The organism is Halomonas meridiana (genome assembly GCF_009846525.1).
Classification (GTDB): Bacteria; Pseudomonadota; Gammaproteobacteria; order Pseudomonadales; family Halomonadaceae; genus Vreelandella.
The window spans coordinates 192,273-207,510 of record NZ_CP024621.1; the positions used below are offsets into that span (position 1 = coordinate 192,273).

The 15,238-nt window shown below is 56.2% G+C and carries 26 protein-coding genes; all 26 read left to right on the forward strand.

Annotation, left to right across the window (positions count from 1 at the left end; translation table 11 throughout):
- Nucleotides 1–42: 42 nt before the first annotated feature.
- Nucleotides 43–417 (forward strand): 30S ribosomal protein S12, encoded by a 375-nt coding sequence (gene rpsL / locus CTT34_RS00880; RefSeq protein WP_009098973.1) that lies wholly within the window; start codon nt 43–45, stop codon nt 415–417.
- 137 nt (nt 418–554) lie between these two features.
- The gene (gene rpsG, locus CTT34_RS00885) at nt 555–1,025 is read left to right on the forward strand and encodes a 30S ribosomal protein S7 (protein WP_016915771.1); all 471 of its coding nucleotides are present in this window, start codon (nt 555–557) and stop codon (nt 1,023–1,025) included.
- A gap of 167 nt (nt 1,026–1,192) precedes the next feature.
- On the forward strand, nt 1,193–3,316 hold the full coding sequence (gene fusA / locus CTT34_RS00890) for an elongation factor G (RefSeq protein ID WP_159340660.1): 2,124 nt from the start codon (nt 1,193–1,195) through the stop codon (nt 3,314–3,316).
- Nucleotides 3,317–3,345: 29 nt separating this feature from the next.
- Nucleotides 3,346–4,539 (forward strand): elongation factor Tu, encoded by a 1,194-nt coding sequence (tuf, locus tag CTT34_RS00895; RefSeq protein ID WP_139527870.1) that lies wholly within the window; start codon nt 3,346–3,348, stop codon nt 4,537–4,539.
- Nucleotides 4,540–4,698: 159 nt separating this feature from the next.
- Nucleotides 4,699–5,010, forward strand: coding sequence for a 30S ribosomal protein S10 (gene rpsJ / locus CTT34_RS00900; protein ID WP_009098983.1), 312 nt, complete (start codon nt 4,699–4,701; stop codon nt 5,008–5,010).
- 148 nt (nt 5,011–5,158) lie between these two features.
- Complete coding sequence (gene rplC / locus CTT34_RS00905) at nt 5,159–5,797, forward strand: 50S ribosomal protein L3 (RefSeq protein WP_044628835.1); 639 nt, start codon at nt 5,159–5,161, stop codon at nt 5,795–5,797.
- A 15-nt stretch (nt 5,798–5,812) separates the two neighbouring features.
- Complete coding sequence (gene rplD, locus CTT34_RS00910) at nt 5,813–6,418, forward strand: 50S ribosomal protein L4 (protein WP_139527871.1); 606 nt, start codon at nt 5,813–5,815, stop codon at nt 6,416–6,418.
- A complete protein-coding gene (gene rplW, locus CTT34_RS00915; RefSeq protein ID WP_159340661.1) occupies nt 6,415–6,711 on the forward strand; it encodes a 50S ribosomal protein L23 in 297 nt (98 codons plus the stop codon). The genes rplD and rplW overlap by 4 nt, the downstream gene beginning before the upstream one ends.
- Before the next feature lie 17 nt (nt 6,712–6,728).
- The gene (rplB, locus tag CTT34_RS00920) at nt 6,729–7,559 is read left to right on the forward strand and encodes a 50S ribosomal protein L2 (RefSeq protein WP_044628832.1); all 831 of its coding nucleotides are present in this window, start codon (nt 6,729–6,731) and stop codon (nt 7,557–7,559) included.
- Between the two features lie 33 nt (nt 7,560–7,592).
- Nucleotides 7,593–7,868 (forward strand): 30S ribosomal protein S19, encoded by a 276-nt coding sequence (gene rpsS, locus CTT34_RS00925; protein ID WP_009098993.1) that lies wholly within the window; start codon nt 7,593–7,595, stop codon nt 7,866–7,868.
- Between the two features lie 18 nt (nt 7,869–7,886).
- Complete coding sequence (rplV, locus tag CTT34_RS00930; protein WP_044628831.1) at nt 7,887–8,219, forward strand: 50S ribosomal protein L22; 333 nt, start codon at nt 7,887–7,889, stop codon at nt 8,217–8,219.
- 11 nt (nt 8,220–8,230) lie between these two features.
- The gene (gene rpsC / locus CTT34_RS00935; protein WP_018917731.1) at nt 8,231–8,935 is read left to right on the forward strand and encodes a 30S ribosomal protein S3; all 705 of its coding nucleotides are present in this window, start codon (nt 8,231–8,233) and stop codon (nt 8,933–8,935) included.
- A gap of 15 nt (nt 8,936–8,950) precedes the next feature.
- Complete coding sequence (rplP, locus tag CTT34_RS00940) at nt 8,951–9,364, forward strand: 50S ribosomal protein L16 (protein WP_007112000.1); 414 nt, start codon at nt 8,951–8,953, stop codon at nt 9,362–9,364.
- Nucleotides 9,364–9,555, forward strand: coding sequence for a 50S ribosomal protein L29 (gene rpmC / locus CTT34_RS00945; RefSeq protein ID WP_027337514.1), 192 nt, complete (start codon nt 9,364–9,366; stop codon nt 9,553–9,555). Before rplP ends, rpmC begins: the two co-directional genes overlap by 1 nt.
- 1 nt (nt 9,556) lies before the next feature.
- Nucleotides 9,557–9,817 (forward strand): 30S ribosomal protein S17, encoded by a 261-nt coding sequence (rpsQ, locus tag CTT34_RS00950; protein ID WP_009723897.1) that lies wholly within the window; start codon nt 9,557–9,559, stop codon nt 9,815–9,817.
- 50 nt (nt 9,818–9,867) lie between these two features.
- Entirely contained in the window at nt 9,868–10,239 is a 372-nt protein-coding gene (gene rplN / locus CTT34_RS00955) for a 50S ribosomal protein L14 (protein ID WP_146803726.1), read from the forward strand.
- 14 nt (nt 10,240–10,253) lie between these two features.
- Complete coding sequence (gene rplX, locus CTT34_RS00960; protein WP_054640903.1) at nt 10,254–10,568, forward strand: 50S ribosomal protein L24; 315 nt, start codon at nt 10,254–10,256, stop codon at nt 10,566–10,568.
- An 18-nt stretch (nt 10,569–10,586) separates the two neighbouring features.
- Nucleotides 10,587–11,126 carry a 50S ribosomal protein L5 gene (rplE, locus tag CTT34_RS00965; RefSeq protein WP_044628828.1) on the forward strand — a complete coding sequence of 180 codons (540 nt, stop codon included), beginning with the start codon at nt 10,587–10,589 and terminating at the stop codon, nt 11,124–11,126.
- Nucleotides 11,127–11,136: 10 nt separating this feature from the next.
- Nucleotides 11,137–11,442 carry a 30S ribosomal protein S14 gene (gene rpsN / locus CTT34_RS00970; protein ID WP_044628827.1) on the forward strand — a complete coding sequence of 102 codons (306 nt, stop codon included), beginning with the start codon at nt 11,137–11,139 and terminating at the stop codon, nt 11,440–11,442.
- 32 nt (nt 11,443–11,474) lie between these two features.
- Nucleotides 11,475–11,867, forward strand: a complete 393-nt coding sequence (gene rpsH, locus CTT34_RS00975; RefSeq protein ID WP_009723892.1) for a 30S ribosomal protein S8 — start codon at nt 11,475–11,477, stop codon at nt 11,865–11,867.
- A gap of 9 nt (nt 11,868–11,876) precedes the next feature.
- Nucleotides 11,877–12,407, forward strand: a complete 531-nt coding sequence (gene rplF / locus CTT34_RS00980; RefSeq protein ID WP_159340662.1) for a 50S ribosomal protein L6 — start codon at nt 11,877–11,879, stop codon at nt 12,405–12,407.
- 9 nt (nt 12,408–12,416) lie between these two features.
- A complete protein-coding gene (gene rplR, locus CTT34_RS00985) occupies nt 12,417–12,767 on the forward strand; it encodes a 50S ribosomal protein L18 (RefSeq protein ID WP_044628825.1) in 351 nt (116 codons plus the stop codon).
- 11 nt (nt 12,768–12,778) lie between these two features.
- Entirely contained in the window at nt 12,779–13,279 is a 501-nt protein-coding gene (gene rpsE, locus CTT34_RS00990; RefSeq protein WP_044628824.1) for a 30S ribosomal protein S5, read from the forward strand.
- Between the two features lie 6 nt (nt 13,280–13,285).
- On the forward strand, nt 13,286–13,468 hold the full coding sequence (rpmD, locus tag CTT34_RS00995; RefSeq protein ID WP_009723888.1) for a 50S ribosomal protein L30: 183 nt from the start codon (nt 13,286–13,288) through the stop codon (nt 13,466–13,468).
- Nucleotides 13,469–13,471: 3 nt separating this feature from the next.
- On the forward strand, nt 13,472–13,906 hold the full coding sequence (gene rplO, locus CTT34_RS01000) for a 50S ribosomal protein L15 (RefSeq protein ID WP_089674586.1): 435 nt from the start codon (nt 13,472–13,474) through the stop codon (nt 13,904–13,906).
- Nucleotides 13,907–15,238, forward strand: coding sequence for a preprotein translocase subunit SecY (gene secY, locus CTT34_RS01005; RefSeq protein WP_159340663.1), 1,332 nt, complete (start codon nt 13,907–13,909; stop codon nt 15,236–15,238).

Consider the following 15,238-nt stretch of genomic DNA (forward strand, 5'->3'; position numbering starts at 1 on the left):
CTTGTTAAAGGCTAAGGCAACCATTGGAGTCAGCTAAACACCATGGCAACGATTAATCAGCTAGTGCGCAAGCCGCGCAAGCGCCCCGTCACCAAGAGTGACGTGCCTGCGCTTCAGGCATGCCCGCAAAAACGTGGCGTATGTACGCGCGTTTACACCACTACCCCTAAGAAGCCGAACTCGGCCCTGCGTAAGGTCTGCCGTGTGCGCCTGACCAACGGCTTTGAAGTGTCTTCTTACATCGGTGGTGAAGGTCACAACCTGCAAGAGCACTCTGTTGTTCTGATCCGCGGCGGTCGTGTAAAGGATTTGCCGGGTGTGCGTTATCACACCGTTCGTGGCGCCCTGGACACCTCTGGCGTACAGAACCGTAAGCAGGGTCGTTCTAAGTACGGTACTAAGCGTCCGAAGTCCTAAGACGGCTTATCGCAGCGTGCAGCGCTGCGGCGTTACCTTTCACACGAATATGACGGTCTGATAAGAGTAAGGTCGGGCGGCGCAAAAGCGACGTGAGTCCCGGGTTTACCTGAAGGATCCTTAATTGAGGGCTTATCATGCCTAGAAGAAGAGTTGTAGCTAAACGCGAAATCCTGCCGGATCCCAAGTTCGGAAGTGAGCGTCTGGCGAAGTTCATGAACCACCTGATGGTCAGTGGCAAGAAGTCCGTAGCTGAGCGCATCGTATACGGTGCGTTGGACAAGGTTGCCGAGCGTAGTAAAGAAGAGCCGCTGGAAATCTTCGACAAGGCGCTGGAAACCATCCAGCCGATGGTCGAAGTGAAGTCTCGCCGCGTAGGTGGTGCGACCTATCAGGTGCCGGTTGAAGTTCGTCCGTCACGCCGTCAAGCGCTAGCCATGCGCTGGCTGGTAGACGCTGCGCGTCGTCGCGGTGAAAAAACGATGGTTCAGCGTCTGGCAGGTGAAATGCTGGATGCCGCTGAAGGTAAAGGTTCTGCCGTTAAGAAGCGTGAAGACGTTCACCGCATGGCAGAAGCCAACAAGGCCTTCTCTCACTATCGTTTCTAAGCTCGGCGCTTCTAAGTTTGTGTCGCTTTTTGCCAGTTGTGGTGTGGTGGGAAAGATTTTCGTCATGTTGCAACACGCCGCCGCTATCGTTGTCGATGGCGGCGGTGGCATAAGCAAAAAGTACACCGCTGGATTAACGAGCATCGCCAACTAACGGGAGTTTCACCGTGGCACGCAAGACTCCACTTAAGCGTTATCGCAATATCGGTATCGTGGCACACGTTGATGCGGGTAAAACCACAACAACCGAGCGCGTACTGTTTTACACCGGCCTTTCCCACAAAGTGGGTGAAGTGCACGATGGTGCGGCGACCATGGACTGGATGGAGCAGGAGCAGGAGCGTGGTATCACTATCACCTCAGCTGCGACGACCTGTTTCTGGCAGGGCATGAGTAAGCAGTTCGACGAGCACCGCATCAACATCATCGATACCCCCGGGCACGTTGACTTCACCATCGAAGTTGAGCGTTCTCTGCGTGTTCTCGATGGCGCGGTCGTCGTACTGTGCGGTTCCTCCGGCGTTCAGCCGCAGACCGAGACCGTATGGCGTCAGGCCAACAAATACGAAGTTCCGCGTATGGTTTTCGTCAACAAGATGGACCGTACCGGCGCTGATTTCTTCATGGTGGTCAACCAGCTCAAAGAGCGTCTGGGTGCCAACGCCGTGCCGATCCAGATCAACTGGGGCACGGAAGAAGACTTCAAAGGCGTTATCGACCTGATCGAGATGAAAGCCATCTTGTGGGACGAAGAGAGCCTGGGCATGAACTTCGAGCTCGTGGACATTCCGGCGGAGCTGCAAGAGACCGCTGAAGAGTACCGTGAGCAGATGGTCGAAGCCGCTGCCGAAGCTTCCGAAGAGCTGATGGACAAGTACCTTGAAGAAGGCGAGCTGACCGTCGCTGAAATCAAGGCGGGTCTGCGTGCTCGTACGTTGGCTAACGAAATCGTCCTGGTTACCTGTGGTTCTGCCTTCAAGAACAAAGGTGTTCAGGCGGTGCTGGACGGCGTTATCGAGTACATGCCTTCGCCGACAGAAGTTAAGGCCATCGAGGGTGAGCTGGACGATAAAGACGGCACCGTCGCGACGCGTGAAGCAGACGATAGCGCTCCGTTCGCCGCTCTGGCGTTCAAGATTGCCACCGACCCCTTCGTTGGTACGCTGACCTTCATCCGCGTCTACTCGGGTGTTCTGAAATCTGGTGATGGCGTCTACAACTCCGTCAAACAGAAGAAAGAGCGTGTTGGTCGTATCGTTCAGATGCACGCCAACTCTCGCGAAGAGATCAAAGAAGTACTCGCAGGCGACATCGCTGCTTGTATCGGTCTGAAGGACGTCACGACAGGTGACACCCTGTGCGACATCGATAACAAAATCGTTCTCGAGCGCATGGAGTTCCCGGATCCGGTAATCTCGGTTGCCGTTGAGCCGAAGTCCAAGGCCGACCAAGAGAAGATGGGCGTTGCACTGGGTAAACTGGCCCAGGAAGACCCCTCTTTCCAGGTCAAGACCGACGAAGAGACCGGCCAGACCATCATTTCTGGTATGGGCGAGCTGCACCTGGACATCATCGTTGACCGTATGCGTCGCGAGTTCAAGGTAGAAGCGAACATCGGTAAGCCGCAGGTTGCCTACCGTGAAACGATTCGTGGCAGCGTCGAGCAGGAAGGTAAGTTCGTACGTCAGTCCGGTGGTCGTGGTCAGTACGGTCACGTGTGGCTGCGTATCGAGCCGCTGACTGCAGAAGAGAAGGGTGAAGGCGAAGAAGAGATCTTCTTCAAGTTCAACTCCGAGATCGTAGGTGGTGTGGTTCCGAAGGAATACGTACCTGCGGTTGAGAAAGGTGCTTTCGAGCAGTTGCAAAACGGTGTCATCGCGGGCTACCCGATGATCGACGTTAAAGTATCGCTGTTCGATGGTTCCTACCATGACGTGGACTCCAACGAGACTGCGTTCAAGATTGCTTCTTCTATGGCAGTGAAAGAAGGTGCCAGGAAGGCCAAGGCCGTGCTGCTGGAGCCGGTGATGAAGGTCGAAGTCGTGACCCCCGAAGAGTTTATGGGTGACGTCATGGGCGACCTGAACCGTCGTCGCGGCCTGGTGCAGGGCATGGATGACTCCTCTTCTGGTAAAGTCATTCGTGCAACGGTGCCACTGGGTGAGATGTTCGGTTATGCAACCGATCTGCGCTCACAAACCCAGGGCCGTGCGAGCTACTCTATGGAGTTCGCGAAGTACGAGGAGGCGCCCTCCAGCGTCGTTGAAGCCGTCATCAACCAAAACGGTTAACCGTTAGCTAACGTAAAGAGGTTATAGCAGTGGCTAAGGAAAAATTTGAACGTTCCAAACCGCACGTCAACGTCGGCACCATCGGTCACGTCGACCACGGTAAAACGACTCTGACAGCGGCCCTGACCCGCGTGTCTGCTGAGGTTTTCGGCGGCGACTGGCGTGAATTCGATACCATCGATAACGCTCCGGAAGAGCGTGAGCGTGGTATCACCATCGCGACATCTCACGTTGAATACCAGTCTGAAGTGCGTCACTACGCGCACGTTGACTGCCCGGGACACGCTGACTACGTCAAGAACATGATCACCGGTGCTGCCCAGATGGACGGCGCGATCCTGGTATGTTCTGCCGCTGACGGCCCCATGCCGCAGACTCGTGAGCACATCCTGCTGTCTCGTCAGGTTGGCGTTCCGTTCATCGTTGTGTTCCTGAACAAAGCGGACATGGTCGATGACGAAGAGCTGCTCGAGCTGGTCGAGATGGAAGTTCGTGAACTTCTGTCCGAGTACGACTTCCCGGGTGACGACACGCCGATCATCACTGGTTCTGCCCTGATGGCACTGAACGGTGAAGACGAGAACGGCATGGGTACTACTGCGGTAGCTAACCTGATCAAAGCTCTCGATGACTACATCCCTGAGCCGGAGCGTGCTATCGACCAGCCGTTCCTGATGCCGATCGAAGACGTATTCTCTATCTCTGGCCGTGGTACCGTTGTTACCGGTCGTGTAGAGCGCGGTATCGTTAAAGCCGGTGAAGAAGTGGAAATCGTGGGTATCCGCGACACCACCAAAACCACTGTTACTGGCGTAGAAATGTTCCGTAAGCTGCTCGACGAAGGTCGTGCAGGTGAGAACGTTGGTGCGCTGCTGCGTGGTACTAAGCGTGATGACGTTGAGCGTGGTCAGGTACTGGCGAAGCCGGGCACCATCAACCCGCACACTGTCTTCGAAGCCGAAGTATACGTGCTGTCCAAAGAAGAAGGTGGTCGTCACACCCCGTTCTTCAAAGGCTACCGTCCGCAGTTCTACTTCCGTACCACTGACGTTACCGGTACTTGTGAACTGCCGGAAGGCGTTGAAATGGTCATGCCGGGCGACAACGTGAAAATGGTTGTTACCCTGATCGCTCCGATCGCTATGGACGACGGTCTGCGCTTCGCGATCCGCGAAGGTGGTCGTACCGTTGGTGCTGGCGTTGTGGCCAAAATCGTTAAGTAATCTGATTACTTGATGATAAGAGGGGGCTCTTGTGAGCCCCCTTTTCTGCGCACCAATCGCAAATGTTTGACATGTGCTGTTGGCGTGCCTATAATGCGCATCCTTTGAATGCGTGGGTAGACGGCTCGCGCCGTCGACATCCATTGGAGTTTAGGGCAAATGCAGAACCAAAAGATTCGCATTCGGTTGAAAGCGTTCGACCATCGCCTGATCGATCAGTCCACAGCGGAGATCGTTGAAACCGCTAAGCGTACTGGTGCTCAGGTTCGTGGTCCGATCCCGCTGCCGACCAACCGCGAGCGCTATACCATCCTGATTTCACCGCACGTCAACAAAGATGCGCGTGATCAGTATGAGATTCGTACTCACAAGCGTGTGCTCGACATCGTTGAGCCGACCGAGAAAACCGTTGATGCGCTGATGAAGCTCGACCTCGCCGCTGGCGTAGACGTGCAAATCAAGCTCGACTAATACACTAGACACTTTGCGGCCCAGCGCTCATTGAACATGTTTGAGCAGCAGCCGCCGCGCCGTGAGGCGCCACACAATGTGCTAGTGGAATGCTCTGGAAAGGGCAGCCATAGCGGGTGATAGCCCCGTACACTATAGGAGACTGAGTATGACTATCGGTTTAGTCGGTAAAAAGGCCGGGATGACCCGTGTCTTTACCGAAGATGGCGCATCCGTGCCCGTGACCGTTATTGAAGTTGATCCTAACCGTGTAACACGCGTCAAGACCATCGAGTCTGACGGTTACGCAGCGGTTCAGGTGACTACAGGTTCTCGTAAAGCCAAGCACCTCACCAAAGCGCAAGCTGGACAGTTTGCCAAGGCGGGTGTTGAGGCTGGTCGTTCACTGATGGAATTCCGCCTTGCAGAAGGCGAAGAAGCTCCTGAAGTGGGTGGCGAACTCACCGTATCCCTCTTCGAAGCTGGTCAAATGATTGACGTGACCGGCACCTCTAAGGGTAAAGGCTTCCAGGGTGCTGTTAAGCGCTGGAACTTCCGTACCCAAGACAACAGCCATGGTAACTCCCTGTCGCACCGTGCGCCGGGTTCTATCGGCATGTGTCAGACACCGGGTCGCGTATTTAAAGGCAAGAAAATGGCCGGTCAAATGGGTAACACCCGTTGCACCGTACAGAGCCTTGAGATCGTCCGTGTCGACGCCGAGCGTAACCTGCTGCTGATCAAGGGCGCAGTACCGGGTGCTACCGGTAGCGACGTTATCGTTCGCAGCGCCGTGAAAGCTGGCTGAAGGGGATAATTACCAATGAATCTGAATCTTGCTGCAGGCACGGGTACCGTTGAAGTAGCCGACGCCACTTTTGGCAAAGAATTCAACGAAGCGCTGGTGCACCAGGTCGTTACTGCCTACTTGGCTGGTGGCCGTCAGGGTACGCGCGCTCAAAAGAACCGTTCCGACGTACGTGGTGGTGGTAAAAAGCCGTGGCGTCAGAAGGGTACCGGTCGTGCACGTGCCGGTACTATCCGCTCTCCGCTGTGGCGCAGCGGCGGTGTGACTTTCGCGGCGCGTCCTCAGGACTACACCCAGAAAGTTAACCGCAAAATGTACCGCGCGGCGATGCGTTCCATCCTGTCTGAGCTGGTACGTCAAGAGCGCTTGGTCGCTGTTGAAGAGTTCAGCGTAGAAGCGCCGAAGACCAAGCAGGTCGCTGCCAAGCTGAAAGAGCTCAACCTTGAGAAAGTGTTGATCGTCACTGAAGAAGTCGACGAAACGCTCTATCTGGCCGCACGCAACCTTCCCCACGTTGACGTGGTGGATGTCGCTGCAGCTGATCCGGTGAGCCTGGTTGCCTTTGATAAGGTCCTGGTCACCGTCTCCGCCCTGCGTAAATTCGAGGAGAAGCTGGCATGAACCAGGAACGCGTATTCAAGGTTCTGCTTGGACCGCACGTGACCGAAAAGGCCGCGATGGCAGCCGAGCGCAACCAGTACGTTTTCAAGGTGGCAAGCGATGCTACCAAGCCCGAGATCAAGAAAGCCGTTGAAGCACTGTTCGGCAAGATGGTCGGCAGCGTTCAGGTGCTGAACGTCAAGGGTAAAACTAAGCGTACTGCTCACGGCGTTGGCCTGCGTAAGGGTTACCGCAAAGCGTATGTGACCCTGGCTGCGGGTGAAACGCTCGAAGACTTCTCTGGCGCCGAATAAGGGCAGGAGTACGGATAATGGCAATCGTCAAGACCAAACCCACATCCGCCGGTCGTCGCCACGTCGTCAAGATCGTTGGTGAGGAACTGTACAAAGGCCGTGCTTATGCGCCGCTTTTGGAAAAACAGTCCAAGTCCGGTGGCCGTAACAACTACGGTCGCATCACCACCCGCCACGTGGGCGGTGGTCACCGTCATCACTATCGGTTGATCGACTTCAAACGCACCAAAGATGGCATCCCGGCCACCGTTGAGCGTCTGGAGCACGACCCGAACCGCAGTGCGCACATTGCACTGCTGAAGTATGCCGATGGCGAGCGTCGTTACATCATTGCACCGAAAGGTGTCAGCGCGGGTGACGTGCTGGAATCTGGTGTTAACGCGCCCATCAAGAAAGGCAATGCCTTGCCGCTGCGCAACATCCCGCTGGGTTCTACCGTTCACGGTATCGAGCTGAAGCCGGGTAAAGGCGCGCAGATTGCTCGCAGTGCCGGTACTAGCGCTCAGCTGGTTGCTCGTGAAGGTAACTACGCCACGCTGCGTCTTCGCTCTGGCGAAATGCGCAAAGTGTTGGCAGAGTGCCGCGCAACGTTGGGTGAAGTGAGCAACTCCGAGCACAGCCTGCGTCAACTTGGCAAGGCCGGTGCGAAGCGCTGGAGAGGTGTGCGTCCGACTGTTCGTGGTGTCGCGATGAACCCGGTGGATCACCCGCACGGTGGTGGTGAAGGCCGCACCAGTGGTGGTCGTCACCCGGTATCCCCGTGGGGCGTACCGACTAAGGGTCACAAGACGCGTAAGAACAAGCGCACCGACAAGCTGATCGTTCGTCGTCGTAATAAGACACGTTGATCTAAATTGCCAAGACATTAAGAGGTAACGGCTGTGCCACGTTCACTAAAGAAAGGTCCCTTCATTGACCTTCATCTTTTGAAGAAGGTAGAGGCTGCAGTGGAGAAGAACGACCGTAAACCGATCAAGACTTGGTCGCGTCGTTCGATGATCCTGCCAAACATGGTAGGCCTCACAATCGCTGTCCATAATGGTCGCCAACACGTCCCGGTGCATGTTTCCGAGGAAATGGTTGGCCACAAGCTGGGCGAATTCGCTGCCACTCGCACGTATCGCGGGCATGCGGCGGACAAGAAAGCCAAACGGTAAGCCAGAGAGGATTAAGAGATGGAAGTCACAGCTAAGCTGAGTGGCGCTGCTTTATCCGCACAGAAGGCCCGTTTGGTGGCTGACCAGGTGCGCGGTAAACCGGTCGCCGAAGCGCTTGACCTGCTGACCTTCTCCCCGAAGAAGGCTGCCAAACTGGTCAAGAAAGTGCTTCAGTCCGCCATCGCGAATGCGGAAGAAAACAACGGCATGGACATCGACGAGCTGCGTGTCTCGACCATCTGCGTCGATGAGGGCATGACGCTCAAGCGTATCAAGCCGCGCGCCAAAGGCCGTGCGGATCGTATCTTGAAGCGCACCTGCCACATCACCGTCAAGGTAGCCGAGAAGTAGGAGTCGACCAGATGGGTCAGAAAGTCAATCCAACAGGCATTCGACTGGGCATCGTCAAAGACCATGCTTCTGTCTGGTATGCCGAGCGCGGCGCCTATGCCGATAAGCTCAACAACGATCTCGAAGTGCGCAGCTTCCTGGAAGAGCGTCTTAAAAACGCTTCCGTAAGCCGCATCCACATCGAGCGTCCGGCGAACAATGCCCGCATCACCATCCACACTGCCCGTCCGGGTATCGTGATTGGTAAAAAAGGTGAAGATGTCGACCGTCTGCGTCGTGATCTGACCGAGATGATGGGTGTACCGGTTCATGTGAACATCGAAGAAGTTCGCAAGCCGGAGCTGGATGCCAAGCTGGTCGCTGCCAACGTAGCCGGTCAGCTTGAGCGTCGCGTGATGTTCCGTCGTGCCATGAAGCGCGCGGTACAGAACGCAATGCGTCTTGGCGCTGGCGGCATCAAGATTCAGCTGTCAGGTCGTCTGGGTGGTGCCGAAATCGCACGTACCGAATGGTACCGCGAAGGTCGCGTTCCGCTGCACACTCTGCGTGCGGACATCGACTACGCCACTTACGAAGCTCACACCACCTACGGCGTCATCGGCGTCAAAGTGTGGATCTTCAAGGGCGAAATCCTCGGCGGTATCGAGGAAGTACGTGCCAAGGCTAAGCAACAGCAGCCTGCCGGCAACGCGCCCAAGAAGAAAGGTTCCAGGTAAGGGGAGAGCGAGTCGATGTTACAGCCCAAGCGTATGAAATTCCGCAAGATGATGAAAGGCCGCAACCGTGGCCTGGCGCATCGCGGAAGCAAGATCAGCTTCGGGGAGTACGGTCTCAAAGCAACCGGTCGTGGCCGCATCACTGCGCGTCAGATCGAAGCCGGCCGTCGTGCGATCACACGTCACGTCAAACGTGGCGGTAAGATTTGGATCCGCGTATTCCCTGACAAGCCGATCTCCAAGAAGCCGCTCGAAGTTCGTATGGGTAAGGGTAAAGGTTCAGTTGAGTACTGGGTAGCCCAGATCCAGCCGGGTCGGGTCCTGTACGAAATTGAAGGTGTATCCGAAGAGCTGGCCCGTGAAGCATTTGAACTGGCCGCCCAGAAGATGCCCCTGTCCACCACCTTTGCGAAACGGACGGTGATGTGATGAAAGCCCAGGAAATTCGTGAAAAGTCCGCAGGAGAGCTCAAAGAGCAGCTCCTCGAGCTCCTCCGCGAGCAGTTTAACCTGCGCATGCAGAAGGCCACTGGCCAACTGAGCCAGACTCATCTGCTCAAGCAGGTCCGTCGGGATATCGCCCGCGTTAAGACTGTGCTCAACGAGAAGGCAGGTGATTGAGATGGCCGAAGAGAAGAAAACACGTACGCTGACCGGCAAGGTGGTCAGCGACAAGATGGATAAGTCCATCGTCGTTATGATCGAGCGTCGTGAGCGTCACCCGATCTACGGAAAATACGTTAAGCGCTCCACCAAGCTGCACGCCCATGATGAGGCGAACCAGGCAAAGGCAGGCGATACGGTTTCCATTCAGGAGTGCCGTCCGCTTTCCAAGAAGAAAGCCTGGACGCTGGTCGAGGTGGTCGAGCAGGCCAAAGGTTAACCCCTGCGTCTGTCCAACCAGTGCAGTCAGATTAGGTTTGGAGAAAACCGATGATTCAGACTCAGACAATGCTGGATGTCGCCGACAACAGCGGAGCGCGCCGGGTGCAATGCATCAAGGTGCTAGGCGGTTCACACCGTCGTTACGCCCGCGTTGGTGACGTCATTAAAGTAACGGTGAAAGAAGCGATTCCGCGCGGTAAGGTCAAAAAAGGCCAAGTGCTGAAAGCGGTAGTCGTTCGTACCCGTAGTGGCGTCCGTCGTAGTGACGGTTCGCTGATCCGTTTCGATGGAAATGCGGCAGTTTTGTTGAACAACACCAACGAACAGCCGATCGGCACGCGTATCTTCGGGCCGGTAACTCGTGAACTTCGTACTGAGAAGTTCATGAAGATCATTTCCCTAGCGCCTGAAGTGCTGTAAGGAGCGAGGCGGATATGCAAAAGATCAAACGTGACGATGAAGTCATCGTCATCGCCGGGAAGGATAAGGGCAAGCGCGGCACCGTTAAGCGGGTGTTAGACAACCGCTTCGTGGTGTCCGGTGTGAACATGATTAAACGTCACACCAAGCCCAATCCCATGGCGGGAAATCAGGGCGGTATCGTCGAGCGTGAGGCTCCGATTCACGCGTCCAACGTAGCCATCTTCAATTCGGAGACCGGTAAGGCGGATCGCGTCGGCTTCCAAGTTAAGGAAGACGGTACCAAGGTACGTATCTACAAGTCGACGCAGACGCAGATCGACGCCTAACGCGAGTCGGGTAGCAAAATGGCGAACTTGAAAGAACGTTATCAAAACGAGGTGGTGGCTCAACTCAAAGAGCAGTTCAGCTACGCCAACGTAATGCAGGTACCCCGGATCACGAAAGTGACTCTGAACATGGGTATCGGCGAAGCGGTCAGCGATAAAAAGCTGATCGACAACGCCATCGGCGACCTGGAGAAGCTCTCTGGTCAAAAGCCGCTGGTGACCAAGGCACGCAAGTCCATCGCGGGCTTCAAGGTGCGCGAAGGTTGGCCGATCGGTATCAAAGTGACACTGCGCTCTGAGCGTATGTGGGACTTCCTGGACCGCCTGGTAAACATTGCGATTCCCCGCGTGCGTGACTTCCGTGGTCTTAACCCGAAGTCTTTTGACGGTCGCGGCAATTACTCTATGGGTGTGCGTGAGCAGATCATCTTCCCGGAGATCGAGTATGATAAAATCGATCGCGTTCGGGGGCTGGACGTCACTATCACTACTACCGCCAACACCGACGAGGAAGGTCGTGCGCTGCTAGCTGCACTGAACTTCCCGTTCAAGAAATAAGGGTTGGATCATGGCTAAGAAAAGTATGGTAGAGCGTGAGCTCAAGCGTACTCAGCTAGTCGAGAAGTATGCGGCTAAGCGCGCAGAGCTCAAGAAAATCATCTCGGACGTGAACGCTTCTGAAGAAGATCGTTTCGAGGCGACGCTGAAGCTGCAGCAACTGCCGCGCGACTCAAGCCCGGTGCGTCAGCGTAACCGCTGCCGCGTGACTGGCCGTCCGCACGGTTTTTACAACAAGTTCGGTCTCGGCCGTAACAAGCTGCGTGAAGCCGCCATGCGTGGCGACGTCCCTGGTCTGAAGAAGTCCAGCTGGTAACGCCACGTAGAATCATCAGGAGCGCACATTAAATGAGCATGCAAGACACTCTGGCGGATATGTTCACCCGTATCCGCAATGCGCAGATGGCCACCAAGGAGACGGCTACCATGCCGTCCTCCAAGCTGAAAGTCGAAGTGGCCCGCGTGCTAAAGGAAGAAGGCTACATTACCGACTTTACGGTGGCTGAAGGCGTTAAACCCGAGCTGACCGTTACTCTCAAGTACTTTGAGGGTAAGCCGGTTATTGAGCACATTCAGCGGGTTTCCAAGCCGTCTCTGCGCCAGTACAAGGGCAAGGACAACCTGCCTAAGGTCGCCGATGGTCTGGGTATCGCGATTGTCACCACCTCTAATGGTGTCATGACCGATCGTGCCGCGCGCCAAGCAGGCGTCGGTGGCGAAGTCATCTGCACCGTATTCTAGGAGGCTGGAATGTCCCGCATAGCGAAATATCCGGTTAAAGTGCCTGCTGGTGTCGATATCAAAATCGACGCTGGCCAGCTGACCGCCAAAGGCGGCCAGGGCACGCTGTCTATGACCATTCACCAGGACGTGGTGATCGGTCAAGAAGATGGCCAGCTGACCTTCGCCCCGAGTGAGTCTGCCAAGAGCTGGGCAATGGCCGGTACTACCCGCGCCTTGGTTCAGAACCTGGTAACGGGCGTATCTGAGGGTTTCACAAAAACTCTCGAAATTGTTGGCGTCGGTTATCGTGCCCAAGCTAAGGGCCAGACGCTCAATCTTTCACTGGGCTTCTCGCACCCGGTCGACTACGAACTGCCTAAGGGTGTTACAGCGGAAACGCCGAAAAACACCGTGATCGTGCTGAAAAGCGCGGACAAGCAGATGCTCGGTCAGTGCGCCGCGGAAATCCGCGCCTTCCGTCCGCCTGAGCCGTACAAAGGCAAGGGTGTTCGGTACGCCGACGAGCAGGTGCGTCGCAAAGAAGCCAAGAAGAAGTAAGGCAGGGTTATGAACGCGAAGAAAGAATCTCGTCTCCGTCGTGCCCGCCGCGCTCGCGCCAAGATCCGCGAGCTGGGCGTGTATCGCCTGTGCGTCAACCGTACCCCGCGTCACATCTACGCGCAGATTATCTCGCCGGATGGTGGCAAAGTGCTAGCCAGTGCTTCTACGCTGGACAAAGCACTGCGCGAGGGTGCGACCGGCAACACAGACGCGGCCTCTAAGGTCGGTGCTCTGATTGCCGAGCGCGCTAAAGAAGCAGGCATCACCCAGGTGGCCTTCGACCGTGCTGGCTTTAAGTATCACGGTCGCGTCAAGGCTCTGGCCGACGCCGCTCGTGAAGGCGGCCTGGAATTCTAAAGGGTTTTACGATGGCGAAGAACGAACAGCAAAGCGGCGATCTGCAAGAGAAGTTAGTGCAGGTCAACCGCGTCGCCAAGGTGGTCAAAGGTGGTCGTATTTTCGGCTTCACCGCACTGACCGTCGTTGGTGATGGTAAAGGTCGTGTCGGTTTCGGTCGTGGCAAGGCGCGTGAAGTGCCGGTCGCAATCCAGAAAGCGATGGACCAAGCTCGTCGCAACATGGTCAAGGTCAACCTTGCAGGCAACACGCTGCAGTATCCGGTAAAAGCCCGTCACGGTGCTTCCAAGGTGTACATGCAGCCGGCCTCTGAAGGTACCGGTATCATCGCCGGTGGCGCCATGCGCTCTGTACTAGAGCTGGCCGGTGTCCACGATGTATTGGCCAAGTGCTACGGTTCCACCAACCCGGTTAACGTGGTACGGGCGACTGTCAAAGGTCTCTCCTCCATGCAAGCACCGGAAGACGTGGCCGCCAAGCGCGGTCTGTCTGTCGAAGCGATCACGGGGTAAGGCACCATGGCAGCAACGATCAAGGTTACCCAGATCCGCAGCACCATCGGCGTTTTGCCCAAGCACAAGGCTACTATGAAAGGCCTGGGCCTGCGTCGCATCGGTCATACGGTTGAGCTGGAAGACACCCCTGCCGTACGCGGCATGATCCACAAGGTTAACTACCTTGTGCGCGTTGAGGGAGAGTAATCCATGAAACTCAATACCCTGAGCCCGGCACCGGGCTCCAAACACGCTGAAAAGCGCGTTGGTCGTGGTATCGGTTCCGGTCTTGGTAAGACCGGTGGCCGTGGCCACAAAGGTCAGAAATCTCGCAGTGGCGGTAGCGTCAAGCCTGGTTTCGAAGGCGGTCAGATGCCGCTGCAGCGTCGTCTGCCGAAGTTCGGCTTCACGTCTGCCAAGTCGCTAGTATCTGAAGAAGTCCGTCTGGCCGAGCTTGCCAAGGTAGCCGGTGACGAAGTCACCATGGAAACCCTTAAGCAAGCCAACGTGCTGAAGGATGCAACGCAACACGCGAAGATCATCCTTTCTGGCGAACTGAACAAGGCGGTTACCGTTCGTGGTATCAAGGTCACCAAAGGTGCCCGTGAAGCGATCGAAGCCGCTGGCGGCAAGGTAGAGGACTAAATGGCCAAGTCAGGAAATATGCCGGCGATGGGCAGCGGTCTGAGTGAACTGTGGGCGCGTTTGCGCTTCGTGCTCCTCGCCATCGTGGTGTACCGTATCGGTGCCCACATTCCCGTTCCCGGTATCAATCCTGACCAGCTTGCTGCCTTGTTTAGGGAGCAACAGGGCACCATCCTAGGCATGTTCAACATGTTCTCGGGTGGCGCCCTGGAGCGCATGAGCGTCCTCGCCCTGGGCATTATGCCCTATATCTCGGCGTCGATTATCATGCAGCTTATGACTGCGGTCTCCCCTCATCTTGAGCAGCTCAAGAAAGAGGGCGAGGCTGGCCGCCGCAAGATCAGCCAGTACACCCGCTACGGCACGGTGATACTGGCACTTGTCCAGGCTACCGGCATGTCCGTGGGTCTGGCTAGCCAAGGCATCGCTTACAGCGCTGACTTCAGCTTCTATTTCACTGCGATCATCACGTTTGTGTCGGGCGCGGTGTTTATGATGTGGCTAGGTGAGCAGATCACCGAGAAGGGCATTGGCAACGGTATTTCGCTGCTGATCTTCGCGGGGATCGTCGCTGGGCTGCCCAGTGCCGTGGGGCAAGCGTTCGAGCTTGCTCGCAATGAAGGGGCCTGGAATGTTCTTCCGCTGTTAGCGCTGTCAGTGCTAGGTATTGCCACCGTTGCGTTCGTGGTGTTCATCGAGCGCGGCCAACGCCGCCTCAAAGTGAACTATCCGCGACGCCAGGTCGGCAATAAGATGTATGCAGGCCAAAGCAGCTACTTGCCTTTGAAGGTGAACATGGCCGGTGTTATTCCAGCCATCTTTGCTTCCAGCATCCTCCTCTTTCCGGCTTCGATCGGTCAGTGGGTAGGAGCTGGCGAAGGAATGGAGTGGTTGCAGCGTGCATCGCAAGCGTTAGGCCCTGGCCAACCGCTTTACATCTTGCTTTTCGCGGCGGCAGTGGTATTCTTCTGCTTCTTTTACACAGCGCTGGTCTTCAACCCCAAGGATGTGGCTGACAATTTGAAAAAGTCAGGCGCCTTCCTGCCGGGCATTCGCCCCGGCGAGCAGACCGCTCGCTATATCGACAAAGTGATGACTCGTCTCACTCTGTTCGGTGCCTTGTATATCACTGCGGTTTCCCTGATGCCCCAGTTCTTGATCGTAGCGTGGAACGTTCCGTTCTTCTTTGGCGGTACGTCGCTTCTGATCGTGGTGGTGGTCATCATGGACTTCATGGCCCAGGTGCAGTCGCATCTCATGTCGCATCAATATGACTCAGTGATGAAGAAGTCCAACCTGAAAGGCTACGGTAGCGGCGGCATCACGCGCTGA